Consider the following 18,920-nt stretch of genomic DNA (forward strand, 5'->3'; position numbering starts at 1 on the left):
ACGATTCGTAATCGCGACAAATTCTGCGGCGCAGAGTAAGGGAAAAGCCCCGCTTCGTCAAATGACCGTTACAGTGGATGTAATGAATTATTTACGATATTTTTCGACTTTAAGTAATTTACCCGCACCTGCCCCTTTGGGAGGGGATACCTACTTCGTAAGGGCACTATTTTTGCCGAAAAATCAGGCGTAATTTAAACAATAATTATAAGTTTTCAAATAAAGTGAGGGCAGATGGCGGGAAATAATCCCTTTACCGCGGCGTGGAGCCGGGGCGGTAATTTACTGTGCCATGGTCACTGGATAATCAGCTGGCAGAACCAGGCCCTGCAGCTTCCTGAATCGCGTCGTGAAAAGGATATGGGCACCTGGGCCATTTATTCGATCATCGATCCTGAGGACGACACCTTTGCGCAGGGGCTAAAAGAAGATGAGTGGATCATCGAAAACGTAGACTGGCTGACAGATGTTTTTTTTGACGCCGGTATTCCGCTGGAGACGGCTAACTACCGGTATTATTACCAGGCGGTCAATGCGCAGGACTGGCGGTGTACAAGCTGTGCGGGGTGTATGTAAATCTGTGCGCGGAGAATAAAAAGTGCGGCGCTGAAAACAGCACCGCAGCAATATTATTTCTGTGTATCGAGGGTAGAAAGTTCTTTATCGATAAAGTAAAGACCTTCGCCTGTTTTCCCCACCAGAGACAATTTATCCAGCACGGATTTAAACAGTTTCTCTTCTTCGTGTTGCTCTGCCACGTACCACTGCAGGAAATTAAAGGTCGGATAATCCTGGCCGATCATTGCCGCATGAACCAGTTCGTTAATTTTTTGCGTAATCAGCTGCTCGTGCTCATAGGTCGCACGGAACAGCTCATCAAGCGAATTATACTCGGCAAACGGGGACGCAACGTTATCGATGCGCGGCAGGCTGCCCGTGTCAGTCAGATAATCAAACAGACGCTGCATGTGGGTCATCTCTTCCTGCGCGTGGCGGCGCAGGAAGGCGGCAGCGCCTTCAAAACTGTGGTAGCTGCACCAGGCGCTCATCTGCTGGTAGAGAAGGGATGAAAAAAGCTCAAGGTTCATTTGCGCATTGAGCTTGTCGATCATTTCAGTTTTCAGCATGGTGACGCTCCGGGTTATTAATTCTGGTTCACAATGAGCGACACTATAATTTGTTATTTAATTATATGCAAAACGTAAAATAATTATTTCTTTATTTAAAATACGAATGGGAATAAAACGCATTGCCGATTTTATATTTTATTAATGAGAATTGTTTTTGTTCGTAATGAAATACACTGCCAGTCAATACTGGCAGCATAGATTAATACCACGGGTTATTTGCTTTAGGGTTTACGGCAAAGCCCATGCATTTATACTGGATCGTCACGCTCTCATTGAGACACAGAGAGCCGCTGGTCAGGGTGCAGGTTTTAATGGGCTGGCCATAGGCAGAGGCGGTGGCATACCCCATGCTCTGACACGCTTTAGCTGCGGTGCCGTTATTAACATACTCATCGGAATAGGCGTTTTGCAGCATTGCTTGCCCGTAGTCGAGGCGGACGATGCCATTTGGCGCGTCCAGGGTGCTGACCTCAGCCTGGCGATTAATGTTACAGCCCGCCAGCAGCAGGATCGTACCGGCGACGAAGACTCTTTTCATGGTTCGCTCTGAGTGAGTGGAAATACGTTATCGTACCTGCAGATGTGAGTCGCAATGCGAGGAATAGCCGGGCAATCTGCGCTTTCTCTTTGCGACGGGCCGTTTAGTCGGCCAGGCTGTCAAAAATGGTTTTAAACTTAAGATGATGCAGGCGAAACAGCGCAATAAGCTGCGGGTCAAAATGGCGGCCGTCACCCTCCAGAATGATTTTGCAGGCTTGCTCGTGTGTGAATCCCGGCTTATAGACCCGCTTTTGCCTCAGGGCATCATACACATCGGCCAGCGCCAGAATGCGGGCTTCCAGCGGGATCTGTTCTCCCCGTAGCCCCTGCGGATATCCGCTGCCATCCCATTTTTCATGATGGAAATGGATAATATTCTCCGCAACTGCGCCCAGCTCTAAGCCCTGAATAATCCGCCACCCTTTCACGGTATGAAGTTTCATCTCGGCAAACTCGTCCTGGGTCAGCGGGCCTTGCTTACGCAGAATACGCTCCGGCACGGCAATTTTTCCGACATCGTGAAGTGAGGCAAAATGTTCTATCTCACGGGTCATTTTGCGCGAAAGCCCAAGCTCACGCGCCATTAAGCCGCAATATCGGGCGACGCGCTGAATATGGCTGCCGGTCTCGTCATCGTGCGCGCGGTTTACCTTCTCCAGCGCCTGCACCATATTGCGGTTAACCATCCGGTTCTGGCGTAAATGGCGACGCATCATGATCAGCATACCGATGCTGAACAGGGCCACGATCAGCAAAATCACGCTGATAATCTTCAGCGTGTTTTTAGAAAAATCGGGTAAGTAACTCTGCTCATCCTGACGTTCTATTTGCGTGCGGTATTCTGACAGGCGATGAACCTGAGTCAGCAGATGAAAGAGCGGATGCTGCGGATCCACCCACGGGCCAATAATAAACTCAGAGCGGGTGACCCCCGCGACTTTCAGCACCCCGCGAAACAGTTCGTTGCCGCGAAGCGTGGACTCCAGCGAACTGAGGTCGCCCAGAATATAGTCAATCTCATCGTTCTCAATCGCGTCGATAAGACCGTCAATGGTTGGCCGGGTCACGATGATCACATCGCTGCCAAAACGCTGGCGTAAATAGGCTGCGGCAAACGAACCGTCGATTACGCCGACGCGCTGGCTGCGAATACTCTCTTCGTTCCACAAGAAGGGCTGACTGCTGCGATTGTAATAGGCGTTGTGCCAGGCGATGTCGGGGCCGATACGACCCTGTGCATGCGCACTGTCGCTTCGATCAACGATATCAATCAATCGAACCGCCCACTGCTGTCGCGGAAGACTCGAATAGTGATCGATAAAATTGACCTCAACCTTCATGCCCAGTAAATCGCGCATGTCGTTAATCATATCAATGGCTGTGCCGTGGTAGCCCTTGCTGTCCCGCCAGATAAGCGGGGCAAAATTCTCGTTTTTGGGCAGGTTGATCTGCAGGCGGTTATGCGCGATCCAGGTTCGCTCCTCCTCTGACAGGGTGATACGGCTTAGCAGGTAATTGCGCTTGCTCTCCTCCAGCATCGTGTTGATTTCGCCGTTGCGATACCAGGTGCCAATCAGCGCATTGATTTTATCCCGCAGGGGAAGCAGGTCAGGGCTGAAGGCGAGGACGACAGGAATGCGTAGCTCAGGAAAGGGCCGGGAGACCAGATAATAGCGCTGGGTATTTTCCATCTCCGGAGCGTCATTAATATAGAAATCAGCCTGGTTGTCGCTCAGTAAGCGAAAAGCTTCATCGCTGGTGGCGACGAGACGCAGAGAACGAAATTTAAGGTCGGGATAACGTTGTTGCACGCTGTCGAGCGTCGCGTCATCTTTACGGAACAGCACCCGGGCATGACTGAGCTGTTCGGCAGTTGTCACCGTCATCGTTGGGCTGGCGGCCACCACGTCGTTATCAAATAAACGTGCTGAGAGAATTTTGGTTCTGGCTCGCTTCTCCGTGCGCAATACCCCGGCATACACGCCATACTCATTTTGTGCAAAACGCTGGCTAATATCGGCACCGGAGAGCGGCCGCAGCTGCAGCTGCGTACCCGCCTGTTTATTGATGGCCTTAATCAGTTCAGGATAAAAACCCTGCCACTCTCCTTGCGGTGTGCGCCAGGATTCGAAGTTGTTGGCATCAAAGATCCAGACTGGTACAGGCTCTCCCGCCCGGGCAGGGGGGCACACAAGTAACAGACCCGTCAACGCGAGTAGAAAGAGGGAGCGAAGCATCCGGCAGCGCTGATTCACAGGTCAACCCCATACGGTTTTAGCGTGTACTTTTGCAGTCTAGCTAACGGGCTGAAGCGGCAACAGGTTTGCTTTAACTTTTTAATGCACGTTTGGCGTACGGTCTCATTCTCGCTAAATTGTGAACCCGTCTTTGTTTTTTAAAACAACCTTTCATTTAATTTGAAAGGTTGTTTGTTTGATAGTAGGGTGAACAGGTAAAGGTATCCATAGCGGGATCTCCCGCCACGCATTCAGGAGAGATGAAATGAAAATTGCACTGATGATGGAAAACAGCCAGGCCGCGAAAAACCCAGTGATACTGAAAGAGTTGAAAACGGTAGCCGATGAAAAAGGGTTCCCGGTTTATAACGTGGGCATGAGCGACGAGAATGACCATCACCTGACCTATATCCATCTGGGGATTATGGCGAGCATTTTACTGAATGCGAAAGCCGTTGATTTTGTTGTGACCGGCTGCGGTACGGGGCAGGGGGCATTGATGTCGCTGAACATCCACCCGGGGGTTATCTGCGGCTATTGCATTGATCCTGCGGATGCGTTCCTGTTTGCTCAGATCAACAACGGTAACGCGCTCTCCCTGCCGTTTGCCAAAGGCTTCGGTTGGGGGGCTGAACTGAACGTTCGGTTTATCTTTGAAAAAGCGTTCACTGGTCGAAACGGTGAAGGTTATCCGCCCGAGCGCAAGGAGCCGCAGGTGCGTAATGCCGGTATTCTGAACCAGGTTAAAGCGGCGGTCGTGAAAGAAAACTATCTGGATACGCTGCGCGCAATCGATCCCGAGCTGGTGAAGACGGCCGTTTCGGGTCAGCGTTTCCAGCAGTGCTTCTTTGAGAATTGCCAGGACAAAGAGATCGAAGCTTTTGTTCGCGGGATCGTAGGCTGACGCTTTAAGGTGCCGTGAGCCCCACTTTTCAGGTTTGGCAGGAAGAATAAAATTGTGATGTACGTCACAAAAATATTGATTTTTGTGACGATGGTCATATTATAAGCACATTGACGATAAAGTTGTATAACAAGTTAATGGAGCTACCTGATGAAACTTCGCAAAATCCTGAAAAGTATGTGGGCTAACTACTGCAACACTTTCAAAGACGTGCCACCGGGCGCAATGTTCTGATGAAAAAAACCTGCTTCGGCGGGTTTTTTTGTGCCCGTAAGCGACGAGAGGGAGATGAATGGGCCTTCGTTTTGTTACTATGGCGGCCTTTAAATAAGGAGAAAGCCCCATGTCACAAAACCTGAGCGCCGATCAGGAGCTGGTGTCTGACGTTGTCGCCTGTCAGTTAGTTATCAAACAAATCCTTGATGTCCTGGACGTTATTGCGCCGGTTGAAGTGCGCGAGAAGATGTCCACGCAGCTGAAAAATATCGATTTCAACAGCCATCCCGCTGCGGCTGACCCGGTCACGCTTCGCGCTATTCAGAAAGCCATCGCGCTGATTGAACTGCGATTCACGCCGCAGGGCGAGTCTCACTAAAGCCCGCCTGACGCTATAAAGGGCGACCGTTTGTCGCCCTTCGCTCACCTTAAAAGAACGTCTGTACCAGCAGATAGCTCGCCGCACACGCGCAGCTAACGCCAATTAATCCCGGCAGAATAAAGCTGTGATTAATGATAAATTTGCCGATGCGGGTTGTGCCCGAACGGTCAAAGCCGATGCAGGCTAAATCGCTTGGGTAGGTCGGCAGGACAAAATAGCCGTAAGAGGCCGGGAAAAAGGCGATCAGCATTTTCGGGTCGATTCCCAGCATCAGCCCCATAGGCGCAACGGCCGTCAGGGCTGCCGCCTGGCTGTTCACCAGCTTTGAGACCAGGAACAGCACAATCGCGTAGGTCCACGGATGACTTTTCACCACGCCTTCCAGCGCCAGCTTTAACTCATCAAGATGCGCCTGGAAAAAGGTATCGCTCATCCACGCCACCCCGAACACCGAGAAGATCGCGACCATACCTGCCTTAAACACCGCGCCGTTAGAAATGGCAGACGCATTGACCTTGCAGGCCATCAGCATTACGGCACCGGCAATTAACATCATCATCTGGATGACAAGGTTCATCGACAGCGCCGTCATTTTTCCTTTTATCTCAAATGCAGGGCGCAGGTCGGGGAATGCCCCCAGCAGGACAACCACGGCAATGCCGGCGAAGAAAATCCACGTGGACCAGTAGGCCTGCTTTGGAAAACGTTGATTCATTAACGTTTCCGTCCCGCCGTAGATGAATTCACGCTGCTTCGGATCTTTGAGCTTTTCCTGAAACTCCTTATCGTCCGCTAACGCTTTCCCACGACGCAAACTCCACAGCGCAGCAATCGCCACACCGAACAGTGAGGCAGGAACCGAGACGGCGAGAATTTCCAGTATTCCCCACGCGTGGCCGAGCCCATGCTGCGCGCCCAGAATGGAGACCAGTGACACAACGGCCACGGAGACCGGCGAGGCCGTAATTGCCATCTGCGATGCCACTGATGCCACGGCCATTGGGCGTTCCGGGCGGATCCCTTTTTTCAGGGCGATATCCGCAATGATGGGAAACATGGTGTACACCACGTGTCCGGTCCCGCAGAGAAAGGTCAGCATCCAGGTGGTAAAAGGGGCGAGAAGCGTGATGTGTTGAGGATGTTTGCGCAGCAGGCGCTCAGCAAATTGCATCATGACGTTCAGGCCGCCTGCGGTCTGAAGCGTTGCGGCACATCCAATGACGGCAAGAATGGTCAGCATCACGTCAACCGGCGGTTTGCCGGGTTGCAGACCAAAGACAAAACATAAAATAAAAAGCCCAATACCGCTTATCAACCCAAGCCCCATGCCGCCGAAACGCGTACCTGTCAGCAGGCAGAGGAGGATGACAATAAACTCAATGGTGATCATGATGCTCCCTCGTCAATGATAATGTAATTAAATAAATCATTACATGTTGTGTGGTTAATCATTGAGAGCGAGATCTGATTTGTTAAATCTTAGCAAAAGCAGAAGGTTGGCGACGAGAAGGGGAACCTGCTACCGGTGGGCCGAAAAGCGCGCCTGGCCGGGAGCAGGAAAAATGATCAGTGGTGCTGTACCGTCACAAGGTCAAGCAGATGACGGTCGGTTTGTTCCGGACATAAACCCGCCTGCTGCGCGTTATGGATTTCGTCCGCCAGCGTTTTAAGCAGCATGCCGTCCTGCTGTTGCGCTTTATCCATATCGCGTAAGAATTTAAGGGTTTTGGTGTCGTGTTGTGCTCTGGCTTCATCGGCCAGCTTGTTAAGCGTGCTGCAACGCTGTTCGTACTGTTCCAGTGTTTTCTCAAACAATTCTTCCAGAGAAGAGTAGTTATCGTCGATCGTATCAAGCGCTTTTACGGTTGGGTTTGCCCCTGCGGCTTTCATGAAGTTAAAAACACGCATCATATGGGTGACGTTGCTTTGCGCCTGGCTGCGAAAAAAAGTGGCGGAGCCATTGAGACTGTTTTCGGAACACCACGAGCTGATATGCAGGTGCAGATTCGAGGCATAGAACTCGAGGTTCAACTGGGCATTGAGTTTTTGCATCATCGTTTGGGTAGTCATACTCATATCCTTATTGACTGTGGGACGTGATGTCCGCGGCTAACCTGACCCGGCAGGCACATCTAATGGAATGCAGAAATGGCATTTCTGCGGCGACAAAAGTCGATCGAATATTCACTTCCTGTGTTCGATATAAATAAGCATACCCTTGTATTCTGTCTAAGAAAACTCTTAATTAGGCTGTGTTTACCATACATTACAAAATTTAATATAGTACAGAAATGAAAACAGGTGGATATAAATTAACACATTAATAACTGATTGATTTTTATGTGTTTGTGTATTGTTTGTCTCGTTTTTTCAAGAGTGAAAATATTAAGGCAACAGAATCTTCTGTGACGATGTGAAAAACAGATCAATCAATCAGGATATATTTTGAGGAATAAAATTGCGCTAAATCAATTTATCGCAAAAAGGCGAGTGTGTGATCGCTGTGCAAGATTGTTCTTAATGATTATGTAAAAATGAAACACTATTTTATCTTGTTTCAATCATTGAGGTCTATGATGGCAAAGGTTGCGGTGCTGTTGGCACCCGGTTTTGAGGAAGCAGAGGCGATTATCACCATTGATATTTTGCGCCGGCTGAACATCGACGTGGAAACTCTGGCCTGCGCGCAGTCGCGTGCAGTGGTCAGTTACCATAACATTCCCATGGTGGCAGACAGCACCTTATCAGAACGCCGTGATTCGCTTTACGATGCGATTGTTCTACCCGGGGGACCGCAGGGCAGCGCAAATCTGGCCGCGGATCCGCAGGTTATCCGTTTTATTTCTGCACATGACGCGCGCGGAAAACTGATTTGCCCTATTTGTTCAGCAGCGGCGCGCGTGCTGGGGGGAAATGGGCTGCTTCGGGGGCGTCGCTACGTCTGCTCCGGGGATTTATGGGAGACGGTAAAAGACGGTGAATATGTGGATGCACCGGTCGTTCAGGATAAAAACCTGCTCAGCGGCAAAGGTCTTGGTCATGCTTTTGACTTTGCGCTGGCCCTGGCTGCTCGACTGTTGGGTGACGAAACGCCCGTTCGCGATCACGCTGACCACATCTATTACGCCTGGTAAATTTCCCGCCGGATGCTAGAGCGTCCGGCGCTCAGGGACTTCTTAGCTGATCTTATGGATAATTCTGCTTAACCCCGTTTCATTTGTCCGACAATTCCTGCCGTTTTTATGTCATTTTCCGCTGAATTTATGTACGCAATTACTGTAATTCTGCGGTGTGATGGCGCTCTCTTATGGATGATTAATTTCCCGCTAAAACTATCACCAGCAATAACGCTTATGACGAGGTAAGCGCTAATGCCTTGTTTTAAGTCCGATTAAATAAGAAGCACGCAAATATTCCCTACAGAAAAGAATGCTAAAGCTGGAGTTTACCATGCACAAATTTACTAAAGCGCTGGCGGCCGTTGGTCTGGCTGCTGTTATGTCACAATCCGCTATCGCAGAGAATTTAAAACTCGGTTTTTTGGTAAAACAGCCAGAAGAGCCGTGGTTCCAGACTGAGTGGAAATTCGCCGATAAAGCCGGAAAAGATTTAGGTTTTGACGTCATTAAAATCGCCGTCCCTGACGGTGAAAAAACCCTGAACGCCATCGACAGCCTGGCGGCCAGCGGTGCGAAAGGTTTCGTTATCTGTACACCCGATCCAAAACTGGGGTCGGCAATTGCGGCTAAAGCGCGCGGTTACGACATGAAGGTTATTGCCGTTGACGATCAGTTCGTCAATGCCAAAGGCAAGCCAATGGACACCGTGCCGCTGGTAATGATGGCCGCGACCAAAATTGGTGAGCGCCAGGGTCAGGAACTCTACAAAGAGATGCAAAAGCGCGGCTGGGATGTAAAAGAGACGGGCGTCATGGCCATCACGGCTGATGAGCTGGATACTGCACGTCGTCGTACTACCGGCTCCATGGACGCTCTGAAAGCCGCCGGCTTCCCGGAAAAACAGATCTATAAAGTGCCTACCAAATCCAACGATATCCCCGGCGCGTTCGACGCCGCGAACTCAATGCTGGTTCAACACCCGGAAGTTAAACACTGGCTGGTGGTCGGTATGAACGACAACACCGTGCTGGGTGGCGTGCGTGCGACAGAAGGTCAGGGCTTTAAAGCTCCGGATGTGATCGGTATCGGTATCAACGGCGTTGACGCCGTCAGCGAACTGTCCAAAGCGCAGGCGACCGGCTTCTACGGCTCTCTGCTGCCAAGCCCGGACGTACACGGCTACAAATCCAGTGAAATGCTCTACAACTGGGTGACCAAAGGGGCTGAACCGCCGAAATTTACTGAAGTGACCGACGTGGTGCTGATTACCCGCGACAACTTCAAAGAGGAACTGGCGAAAAAAGGACTGGGCGGTAAGTAATACGCTGTGATTGCGCCCCTCATTCACCATGAGGGGCCAGACGTACACACTACAGGAATCACGGAGACGTTATGCGACAGTCTGATCCGTATCTCTCATTTCGCGGCATCGGGAAAACGTTCCCCGGTGTTAACGCGCTGACCGATATCAGTTTCGACTGCTATCCCGGCCAGGTTCATGCCCTGATGGGTGAAAACGGCGCGGGGAAATCCACGCTGTTGAAAATCCTCAGCGGCAACTATTCCCCTACGACCGGCACATTGGCCATTCGTGGCGAAGAGGTGGCTTTCGCTGATACCACGGCGGCGCTAAATGCCGGGGTGGCCATCATCTATCAGGAACTGCACCTGATCCCAGAGATGACCGTGGCCGAGAATATCTATTTAGGGCAGCTCCCGCACAAAAGCGGCGTGGTTAATCGTTCGCTACTTAATTATGAAGCAGGGCTGCAGCTTAAACATCTTGGGCTGGACGTCGATCCTCAGACGCCGCTGAAATACCTCTCCATCGGCCAATGGCAGATGGTTGAAATTGCCAAGGCTCTGGCGCGTAACGCCAGAATTATTGCCTTTGATGAACCCACCAGTTCGCTTTCCGCACGTGAAATCGAAAACCTGTTCCGCGTGATCCGGGAGTTACGCCAGGAAGGCCGCACGATTTTGTATGTTTCGCACCGTATGGAAGAGATATTTGCCCTGAGTGACGCCATCACCGTGTTTAAAGATGGCCGCTATGTGCGCACCTTTAGCGATATGGCGCAGGTGAACCATGACCAGCTTGTCCAGGCGATGGTCGGACGCGATCTGGGGGACATTTACCACTGGAAACCGCGTGAGTACGGCCCTGAACGCCTGCGACTGGATAATGTAAAAGCGCCGGGAGTACGCATGCCGGTTTCGTTATCGGTACGCAGCGGTGAAATCGTCGGGCTGTTCGGCCTGGTGGGCGCAGGGCGTAGCGAATTAATGAAAGGGTTGTTCGGCGGCACGCGCATTACCGAAGGCGTGGTGTCTATTGACGGCGCACCGGTGGATATTCAGAAGCCCGCCCACGCGATTAAGGCAGGCATGATGCTCTGCCCGGAAGATCGCAAAGCGGAGGGGATTATTCCGGTGCATTCGGTGCGTGACAACATCAATATCTCCGCCCGTCGCAAATTTATCCGCGCAGGATGCCTGATCAACGATAGCTGGGAATCGAGCAATGCCGATCACCACATTCGTTCACTCAATATCAAAACGCCGGGACCGGAACAGCTGATCATGAATCTTTCCGGGGGCAACCAGCAGAAGGCCATTCTGGGCCGCTGGCTATCGGAGGATATGAAGGTCATTTTACTGGACGAGCCAACGCGCGGTATCGATGTGGGGGCAAAACACGAGATTTATAACGTGATCTATGAACTGGCAAAACGCGGCGTGGCGGTGCTTTTCGCCTCCAGCGATCTGCCTGAAGTGCTTGGCGTCGCCGATCGCATTGTCGTCATGCGTGAAGGTGAAATTGCCGGTGAATTGCTTCATGAACAGGCGAATGAACAACAGGCGTTGAATCTCGCCATGCCTAAAGTCAGCCAGGCTGTCGCCTGAGTAAGGAGTTAATGATGTCCTCTGTTACTACATCCGGAGCGCCAAAGTCGGCGTTCAGTTTTGGCCGAATCTGGGATCAGTACGGCATGCTGGTGGTCTTTGCCGCCCTGTTTGTCGCCTGTGCGATCTTCGTTCCTAATTTTGCCACCTTTATTAATATGAAAGGGCTGGGGCTGGCTATTTCCATGTCCGGCATGGTGGCCTGCGGTATGCTGTTCTGTCTGGCCTCGGGCGATTTTGACCTGTCGGTGGCCTCGGTTATTGCCTGTGCCGGTGTCACCACGGCTGTGGTAATCAACATGACGGAGAGCCTGTGGATTGGCGTGCTGGCGGGTCTGTTACTGGGCGTGCTCAGCGGTCTGGTGAACGGCTTTGTCATTGCTCGTCTGAAGATTAACGCCCTGATCACAACGCTTGCGACCATGCAAATTGTGCGAGGTCTTGCCTATATCATCTCTGACGGTAAAGCGGTGGGGATTGAAGACGAGCGCTTCTTTACCCTCGGTTACGCTAACTGGCTGGGGCTGCCAGCGCCAATCTGGCTGACCGTGGCCTGTCTTATCCTGTTCGGGTTCCTGCTCAACCGGACCACGTTTGGCCGTAATACTCTGGCTATCGGGGGCAATGAAGAAGCCGCACGTCTGGCCGGTGTGCCGGTGGTGCGTACCAAGATTATTATCTTTGTTCTCTCCGGGCTGGTCTCTGCAGCCGCAGGGATTATTCTGGCGTCGCGAATGACCAGTGGCCAGCCAATGACCTCTATTGGTTATGAGCTGATCGTCATTTCAGCCTGTGTTTTGGGGGGCGTTTCCCTGAAAGGCGGCATCGGAAAAATCTCATATGTGGTGGCCGGTATCCTGATCCTGGGGACGGTAGAGAACGCCATGAACCTGCTCAATATTTCGCCGTTCTCTCAGTACGTCGTTCGTGGCCTGATCCTGCTGGCAGCGGTGATATTCGACCGTTACAAGCAAAAAGCGAAGCGCACCGTCTGAGGTTTTTCCTATCTTTATATTGCTCAACTAATAACCTTAGCTGACCCCCGAACCGCCTCGCCAGTTTTGCTGGCGAGGCGGTTGTCAAATGGCGAGCGACGTCACACTGTCTATACTTACATGGCTATGAAAGAGGTAAAGGCGTTTACCTCTCGTAAACCGTAAGGAGGAATAGGGTGGCTGACTTGTTAACTGCACCGCCTGTACTGCCCGGACACTATGCTTTCTTTTTTGATCTCGACGGTACGCTCGCCGAGATAAAGCCGCATCCTGACCTGGTGGCGATCCCCGCCACGGTTCTTCAGAAGTTGCATCAGCTCTCGCAGATGACTGAGGGAGCAGTGGCATTGATATCAGGGCGCTCGATGGCCGAACTGGACCAGCTTGCCAGGCCTTATCGCTTTCCGCTGGCCGGTGTACACGGAGCGGAGCGCCGCGACATCCATGATCAAACGCATATCGTTTCACTCCCCGACGCATTAATCCAGGCGCTACAGGTACAACTCTCGTCTGCGCTGGCAGAACTGCCCGGTACGGAGCTTGAAGCCAAAGGGATGGCCTTTGCCCTGCATTATCGCCAGGCGCCGCAGCACGAAGCGGCTGTGCTTGCGCTTGCGACCGCTATAGCAAATGCACATCCGGAGCTGGCGCTGCAGCCGGGTAAATGCGTGGTGGAGCTTAAACCTAAAGGGATCAATAAAGGCGCGGCGATTGCGGCGTTTATGGCGACACCGCCTTTTAACGGCAGGACGCCCGTTTTTATTGGGGATGACCTGACCGATGAGGCAGGGTTTCGTGTGGTGAATCAGGCCGGAGGGATCGCCATCAAGGTCGGGCCTGGTGAGACTGTCGCCGAATGGCGTCTGGCGGATGTCGCCAGCGTCTGGCAGTGGATATCTGACATCGCTAACCAGCAACAACAACAAATAGCGCAAAACAAAGGGGGAAACCATTATGGGTCGCTTAGTCGTCGTCTCTAACCGAATTGCACCGCCTGATGATAAAAAATCCAGTGCAGGTGGCCTGGCGGTTGGGGTATTAGGTGCCTTAAAAGCCGCCGGTGGGCTGTGGTTTGGCTGGAATGGTGAAATCAGTGAAGAACAGAAACCGCTCAAGAAAGTGACGCGCGGAAATATTACGTGGGCGTCGTTTGCGTTAAACGAAAAAGATTATGACGAGTATTACTCGCAGTTCTCCAATGCTGTGCTGTGGCCAGCGTTTCACTATCGTCTGGATCTGGTTAAATTCCAGCGCGAGTCCTTTGAAGGCTACACGCGGGTGAATTCGCTGCTGGCGGATAAACTGCTGCTTTTAATCGAGGAAGACGATATTTTATGGATCCACGATTATCACCTGCTGCCCTTCGCCAGAGAGTTGCGTAAAAGGGGAGTGAATAACCGGATTGGTTTTTTCCTGCATATTCCGTTCCCGACGCCGGAAATCTTTACCGCGCTGCCGCCGCATGAAGAGTTGCTGGATGCGCTGTGTGACTACGATCTGCTGGGCTTCCAGACCGAGAATGATCGACTTGCGTTCCTCGATTCTGTGTCCGGCAAAACGCGAGTGGTGACCAAAGGGGGGAAAACCCATACGGCCTGGGGCAAGACATTCCACACTGAAGTGTATCCCATCGGTATTGAACCTGAAGAGATTGCCGAGCAGGCTTCCGGTCCGCTGCCGCCCAAACTGGCGCAGCTTAAGAATGAACTCAAGCACGTGAAGAATATCTTCTCGGTGGAACGTCTTGATTATTCCAAAGGGCTGCCGGAACGTTTCCTGGCGTATGAAACGTTGCTGGAGAAGTACCCGCAGCATCACGGTAAAATCCGCTATACGCAGATAGCGCCCACCTCGCGCGGTGAAGTGCAGGCTTATCAGGATATTCGTCACCAGCTGGAGACGGAAGCAGGGCGCATTAATGGCCGCTACGGTCAGTTGGGCTGGACGCCACTGTTTTATCTCAATCAACATTTTGACCGTAAGATCCTGATGAAAGTGTTCCGCTATGCGGATGTCGGGCTGGTTACGCCATTGCGGGACGGGATGAACCTGGTCGCGAAAGAGTACGTCGCCGCCCAGGACCCCGCCGATCCGGGTGTGCTGGTGCTTTCCCAGTTTGCCGGGGCCGCCAATGAATTGACGTCTGCGCTTATCGTCAACCCTTACGATCGTGACGACGTGGCGAATGCCCTCAACCGTGCGCTGACGATGCCGCTCACGGAGCGTATTTCCCGCCATGCCGAGATGATGGAAACGATCCGTAAGAACGATATTAACCACTGGCAGGCGCGTTTTATTCGCGATCTTCGTGATATTGCCCCGCAGAGTAATGAAGGCCACCTGCAAAAAAAGATCGCGACATTCCCTAAACTCGCCTGATTTTCCTCTGGGGGTTTAACGACCCCCAAGAGGCACTAACAACACATCCACCTGGCTTGACGCCACAATCGATTTCGCCGCACAGGCTGCGCGAGAAAAAAAGCTGTGGTTATGATTCCCGCATATTACTAAATCAATATTCTGCTTACTGCATATGCTGAGAATATGCGCATTAAGCTCCCCTGTCGCAATAATGGTGTCATAAATAGGATATTGCGCCTTTTCTACCAGCTCTCGCATAAATTGCTGCGTTTCTTCCTGTAATACCTCACGAATATCTTCCAGCATGGGGGCAGCCAGTTGATTATACATCTCAGGCTCGGCCGCGAGGGTGATCAGGCTGATACGGGCATTATGCGGTCTGGCAATGGAAACCGCCCGGGCGATGAGTTCATGGCTTTCGGGCGAAACCGCAACAGAAACAAGAAGATGGGAGTAACTCATAACGCACTCCTTAGGTGTCTGAAAGACAGCGTCTTAGTCACCATTACCGCGATTTCACCGGATCTGCAAGAGGTGAATACGACATAAGTGTGAAGCTAATCATAATTATTCATTAATTATTCTTATAAGAAGAATAACGGCAAAACGTGCCTAAATGAAAAAAATTAACAACTTAACCTGAATCACACTTTTTTACGTTTCCGGTGTTAAATCGTTTTAACGCGTTATAAACACATTTCTAATGATTACCATGTGAAACAATTGTTATGGGCGTTTTGCATAACTACATGTTTTTTATAGGTAATGAAAATGTGACCTTACGATGGATTCGCTGTGACGCGCATTCGGTCGCTGACACGTTTCGAACAGCACATGTCATGCCACTTCTGCTCATACTCCTGCATGAGTATTCGCCCATAAAGAATAGAAAACAGTGTCGATCGTTCAAAAAACAACCAATTTACAAGTCATACTGATGGATTTATGGGAGATATTCACTTAAATTGTGTGACGTAGATCACATTTTTTTTAAATTTGGGGGTGGCTGCATTGTATGTGTCAAAACTGACGAGTAGAGTTTGCGTCGAATTAGGAAAAATCTTAGTTATTTGTAAGAAATGATAAAACGTGTAAGAGACGTAACCGCGTTTCAGCTGTTGCGCGTTTCAATGAATACAAACCTAAATTCGACTATGCATTTAGCCTTTTCTTTTTTATACCGGGTGATTTCCCGGCGACATCACGGGGTGCGGTCTTTCCGCATAAAAATAATAGTTGGTTATTCGGGATGGGAACAATGCATACATCCGAGTTGCTAAAACATATCTATGACATCAATTTGTCGTATTTACTGCTCGCGCAGCGTTTGATTAGTCAGGACAAGGCGTCCGCGATGTTTCGTCTGGGTATTAATGAAGAAATGGCAACCATGCTGGGTGGGTTAACCCTTCCTCAAATGGTTAAACTGGCGGAAACAAACCAACTGGTTTGCCAGTTCCGTTTTGACAATCCTCAGACTATCACGCGTCTGACGCAGGATTCCCGTGTTGACGATCTTCAACAGATCCATACCGGTATTCTTCTTTCCACTCGCTTGCTTACCGAAATCAGCCAGCCTGATGACGCAGCCCGTAAGAAAAGGGCCTAGCAATGAGCGAGAAAAGCATTGTTCAGGAAGCGCGTGACATACAGTTAGCAATGGAGCTGATTACGCTCGGTGCTCGTTTACAAATGCTGGAAAGCGAGACTCAGCTGAGTCGTGGTCGCCTCATCAAATTGTATAAAGAGTTACGTGGTAGTCCCCCGCCGAAAGGAATGCTGCCGTTTTCAACGGACTGGTTTATGACCTGGGAACAGAACATTCATGCCTCCATGTTCTGTAATGCCTGGCAGTATCTTCTCAAAACCGGTTTGTGTAGCGGCGTTGATGCCGTGATCAAAGCGTATAAACTTTACCTTGAACAATGCCCGCAGCAGGACGAGGGTCCTTTGCTGGCGCTCACCCGCGCATGGACGCTGGTGCGTTTTGTTGAAAGCGGAATGCTTGAGCTGTCGCGCTGTAACTGCTGCGATGGCAATTTTATTACCCATGCGCATCAGCCTGCAGGCAGCTTCGCCTGTAGTTTATGCCAGCCTCCATCCCGAGCAGTAAAAAGACGTAAACTTTCCCGGGAAGCTGCCGATATTATTCCACAACTGCTGGATGAACAGATCGAACAAGCTGTTTAACCCGAACGTGTGGGCAAGATTCCAGCAGCGGTAAGCAATTACCGCTGCTTTTTTTTACCCCGCAAACGGTAAACGCTGCGAACTGAACATCCTTGCCATAGTCACTAGCGGAAGGATGATGTCGTGCTTATCTTATTAGGTTACCTGGTAGTTCTCGGTACAGTTTTCGGCGGTTACATGATGACCGGCGGGCACCTTGGAGCACTCTATCAACCGGCTGAACTTATTATCATCGGCGGCGCAGGGGTAGGGGCTTTTATCGTTGGTAATAACGGTAAATCGATCAAGGGCACGCTGAAAGCTATTCCACTGCTGTTCCGTCGCTCTAAATACACCAAAAGCATGTATATGGATCTGCTTGCGCTGCTCTATCGTCTGATGGCGAAGTCGCGTCAGCAGGGCATGTTCTCGCTTGAGCGGGATATTGAAAACCCGAAAGAGAGCGAAATTTTTGCCAGCTACCCGCGCATTCTCGCAGACGCAATGATGCTGGATTTCATCGTCGATTATCTGCGACTGATCATCAGCGGCAACATGAACACCTTCGAAATCGAAGCGCTGATGGACGAAGAGATTGAAACGCATGAAAGCGAATCCGAAGTGCCGGCAAACAGCCTGGCGCTGGTGGGCGATTCCCTCCCTGCGTTCGGTATCGTCGCGGCGGTGATGGGCGTGGTACACGCGCTGGCCTCGGCGGATCGTCCTGCGGCAGAGCTGGGCGCGCTGATTGCGCATGCGATGGTGGGCACCTTCCTCGGTATTTTGCTGGCGTATGGTTTTATCTCTCCGCTGGCCAGCGTTCTGCGTCAGAAGAGCGCGGAAACGACCAAAATGATGCAGTGCGTGAAGATCACGCTGCTCTCTAACCTCAACGGTTATGCGCCACCTATCGCAGTTGAATTCGGCCGTAAAACGCTTTATTCCAGCGAGCGCCCGTCGTTTATCGAGCTTGAAGAACACGTGCGTGCGGTGAAAAACCCAAACCAACAGACGACAACTGAGGACGCATGAAAAATCAGTCCCATCCGATCGTCATCGTAAAAAAACGCAAGCACAAGGGGCATGGGCACGGCGCGCATGGCTCCTGGAAAATCGCGTACGCCGATTTTATGACCGCAATGATGGCATTCTTTCTGGTGATGTGGCTCATCTCCATCTCCAGCCCGAAAGAGTTGATCCAGATTGCCGAGTATTTCCGAACGCCGCTGGCGACTGCCGTGACCGGTGGGCAGCGAATCTCTAACAGCGACAGCCCGATCCCTGGCGGCGGCGATGATTACACCCAGCAGAAGGGTGAGGTGAAGAAAGAGCCGAACATCGACGAGCTGAAAAAACGCATGGAGCAAGCGCGCCTGAAGAAACTGCGCGGCGATCTCGATCAGCTGATTGAGGCGGATCCTAAACTGCGTGCCCTGCGACCACACCTGAAGATCGATCTGGTGCAGGAAGGTTTACGTATACAGATTATTGATAGCCAGAACCGCCCGATGTTCAAAACGGGCAGCGCGGAAGTTGAGCCATACATGCGCGACATTTTGCGCGGCATTGCGCCAGTGCTGAACGGTATTCCTAACCGTATCAGCCTGTCTGGACACACGGATGACTTCCCGTACGCCACGGGTGAGAAGGGATACAGCAACTGGGAGCTTTCTGCCGATCGTGCCAACGCCTCGCGTCGCGAGCTGGTGGCAGGTGGGCTTGATGATGGCAAGGTACTGCGCGTGGTCGGCATGGCATCAACCATGCGTGTCACTGACCGCGGGCCGGATGACGCCATCAACCGTCGTATCAGTCTTTTAGTGCTGAACCAGCAGGCGGAGCAGGCCATCCTGCACGAAAACGCCGAAAGTCAGAATGAGTCACTGGACGATTTAAAACAGCCTGGGGCCGTTCCTTCGGCTGCCGTTCCAACATCGCCACCAGCCAATCCGAGGTGATA

General features: G+C 51.4%; 20 protein-coding genes. 14 read left to right on the forward strand and 6 right to left on the reverse strand.

What is annotated here, in order from left to right:
• Positions 1-234 precede the first annotated feature (234 nt).
• Positions 235-576: a hypothetical protein gene (locus QLG09_RS09025; RefSeq protein WP_049023839.1), complete on the forward strand. Its 342-nt coding sequence runs from the start codon at positions 235-237 to the stop codon at positions 574-576.
• A 53-nt stretch (positions 577-629) separates the two neighbouring features.
• On the opposite strand, the gene ftnA is transcribed toward QLG09_RS09025, so the two are convergent.
• The 3 genes from ftnA to QLG09_RS09040 form a co-directional block, all read right to left on the reverse strand.
• The gene (gene ftnA, locus QLG09_RS09030) at positions 630-1,127 is read right to left on the reverse strand and encodes a non-heme ferritin (protein ID WP_014170693.1); all 498 of its coding nucleotides are present in this window, start codon (positions 1,125-1,127) and stop codon (positions 630-632) included.
• Positions 1,128-1,329: 202 nt separating this feature from the next.
• On the reverse strand, positions 1,330-1,668 hold the full coding sequence (yecR, locus tag QLG09_RS09035; protein ID WP_020883365.1) for a YecR family lipoprotein: 339 nt from the start codon (positions 1,666-1,668) through the stop codon (positions 1,330-1,332).
• 103 nt (positions 1,669-1,771) lie between these two features.
• The gene (locus QLG09_RS09040) at positions 1,772-3,925 is read right to left on the reverse strand and encodes an HD domain-containing phosphohydrolase (protein WP_231106642.1); all 2,154 of its coding nucleotides are present in this window, start codon (positions 3,923-3,925) and stop codon (positions 1,772-1,774) included.
• A 247-nt stretch (positions 3,926-4,172) separates the two neighbouring features.
• On the opposite strand from QLG09_RS09040, the gene QLG09_RS09045 reads away from it, so the two are divergent.
• The 3 genes from QLG09_RS09045 to QLG09_RS09055 all read left to right on the forward strand — a co-directional run bounded on the left by QLG09_RS09045 (position 4,173) and on the right by QLG09_RS09055 (position 5,406).
• Positions 4,173-4,811 (forward strand): RpiB/LacA/LacB family sugar-phosphate isomerase, encoded by a 639-nt coding sequence (locus tag QLG09_RS09045; protein ID WP_020883367.1) that lies wholly within the window; start codon positions 4,173-4,175, stop codon positions 4,809-4,811.
• A gap of 150 nt (positions 4,812-4,961) precedes the next feature.
• Positions 4,962-5,045 carry a stress response protein AzuC gene (gene azuC, locus QLG09_RS09050; protein WP_014832437.1) on the forward strand — a complete coding sequence of 28 codons (84 nt, stop codon included), beginning with the start codon at positions 4,962-4,964 and terminating at the stop codon, positions 5,043-5,045.
• Between the two features lie 109 nt (positions 5,046-5,154).
• Entirely contained in the window at positions 5,155-5,406 is a 252-nt protein-coding gene (locus QLG09_RS09055) for a DUF2766 family protein (RefSeq protein ID WP_014170688.1), read from the forward strand.
• A 49-nt stretch (positions 5,407-5,455) separates the two neighbouring features.
• Here the strand turns inward: QLG09_RS09055 and QLG09_RS09060 are convergent, their stop codons facing one another.
• Both QLG09_RS09060 and QLG09_RS09065 read right to left on the reverse strand, forming a co-directional pair.
• The gene (locus QLG09_RS09060) at positions 5,456-6,799 is read right to left on the reverse strand and encodes an anaerobic C4-dicarboxylate transporter (protein ID WP_020883368.1); all 1,344 of its coding nucleotides are present in this window, start codon (positions 6,797-6,799) and stop codon (positions 5,456-5,458) included.
• 176 nt (positions 6,800-6,975) lie between these two features.
• Positions 6,976-7,479 (reverse strand): non-heme ferritin-like protein, encoded by a 504-nt coding sequence (locus QLG09_RS09065; protein ID WP_020883369.1) that lies wholly within the window; start codon positions 7,477-7,479, stop codon positions 6,976-6,978.
• 506 nt (positions 7,480-7,985) lie between these two features.
• Between QLG09_RS09065 and QLG09_RS09070 the strand changes: the two genes are divergently transcribed.
• From QLG09_RS09070 to otsA, 6 genes are all read left to right on the forward strand, one after another.
• Positions 7,986-8,543 carry a DJ-1 family glyoxalase III gene (locus QLG09_RS09070; RefSeq protein WP_049023835.1) on the forward strand — a complete coding sequence of 186 codons (558 nt, stop codon included), beginning with the start codon at positions 7,986-7,988 and terminating at the stop codon, positions 8,541-8,543.
• Positions 8,544-8,859: 316 nt separating this feature from the next.
• Positions 8,860-9,849 carry an arabinose ABC transporter substrate-binding protein AraF gene (gene araF, locus QLG09_RS09075; protein ID WP_020883371.1) on the forward strand — a complete coding sequence of 330 codons (990 nt, stop codon included), beginning with the start codon at positions 8,860-8,862 and terminating at the stop codon, positions 9,847-9,849.
• A 71-nt stretch (positions 9,850-9,920) separates the two neighbouring features.
• Entirely contained in the window at positions 9,921-11,435 is a 1,515-nt protein-coding gene (gene araG, locus QLG09_RS09080) for an L-arabinose ABC transporter ATP-binding protein AraG (protein WP_282488844.1), read from the forward strand.
• Positions 11,436-11,449: 14 nt separating this feature from the next.
• The gene (araH, locus tag QLG09_RS09085) at positions 11,450-12,430 is read left to right on the forward strand and encodes an arabinose ABC transporter permease AraH (RefSeq protein WP_014884358.1); all 981 of its coding nucleotides are present in this window, start codon (positions 11,450-11,452) and stop codon (positions 12,428-12,430) included.
• 176 nt (positions 12,431-12,606) lie between these two features.
• Positions 12,607-13,410, forward strand: coding sequence for a trehalose-phosphatase (gene otsB, locus QLG09_RS09090; protein ID WP_014170681.1), 804 nt, complete (start codon positions 12,607-12,609; stop codon positions 13,408-13,410).
• Positions 13,385-14,809 (forward strand): alpha,alpha-trehalose-phosphate synthase, encoded by a 1,425-nt coding sequence (otsA, locus tag QLG09_RS09095; RefSeq protein ID WP_282488845.1) that lies wholly within the window; start codon positions 13,385-13,387, stop codon positions 14,807-14,809. The genes otsB and otsA overlap by 26 nt, the downstream gene beginning before the upstream one ends.
• 15 nt (positions 14,810-14,824) lie before the next feature.
• On the opposite strand, the gene uspC is transcribed toward otsA, so the two are convergent.
• Positions 14,825-15,253, reverse strand: coding sequence for a universal stress protein UspC (gene uspC, locus QLG09_RS09100; RefSeq protein WP_014170679.1), 429 nt, complete (start codon positions 15,251-15,253; stop codon positions 14,825-14,827).
• Positions 15,254-16,049: 796 nt separating this feature from the next.
• Here uspC and flhD point away from each other — a divergent pair.
• From flhD to motB, 4 genes are all read left to right on the forward strand, one after another.
• Positions 16,050-16,400 carry a flagellar transcriptional regulator FlhD gene (gene flhD / locus QLG09_RS09105; RefSeq protein ID WP_020883374.1) on the forward strand — a complete coding sequence of 117 codons (351 nt, stop codon included), beginning with the start codon at positions 16,050-16,052 and terminating at the stop codon, positions 16,398-16,400.
• A gap of 2 nt (positions 16,401-16,402) precedes the next feature.
• On the forward strand, positions 16,403-16,981 hold the full coding sequence (flhC, locus tag QLG09_RS09110) for a flagellar transcriptional regulator FlhC (RefSeq protein WP_014170677.1): 579 nt from the start codon (positions 16,403-16,405) through the stop codon (positions 16,979-16,981).
• A gap of 123 nt (positions 16,982-17,104) precedes the next feature.
• Positions 17,105-17,992 carry a flagellar motor stator protein MotA gene (gene motA / locus QLG09_RS09115; protein ID WP_008500417.1) on the forward strand — a complete coding sequence of 296 codons (888 nt, stop codon included), beginning with the start codon at positions 17,105-17,107 and terminating at the stop codon, positions 17,990-17,992.
• Entirely contained in the window at positions 17,989-18,918 is a 930-nt protein-coding gene (gene motB, locus QLG09_RS09120) for a flagellar motor protein MotB (RefSeq protein ID WP_014170676.1), read from the forward strand. Before motA ends, motB begins: the two co-directional genes overlap by 4 nt.
• Positions 18,919-18,920 lie beyond the last annotated feature (2 nt).

Source organism: Enterobacter sp. V89_11 (assembly GCF_029967775.1).
Classification (GTDB): Bacteria; Pseudomonadota; Gammaproteobacteria; order Enterobacterales; family Enterobacteriaceae; genus Enterobacter; species Enterobacter ludwigii.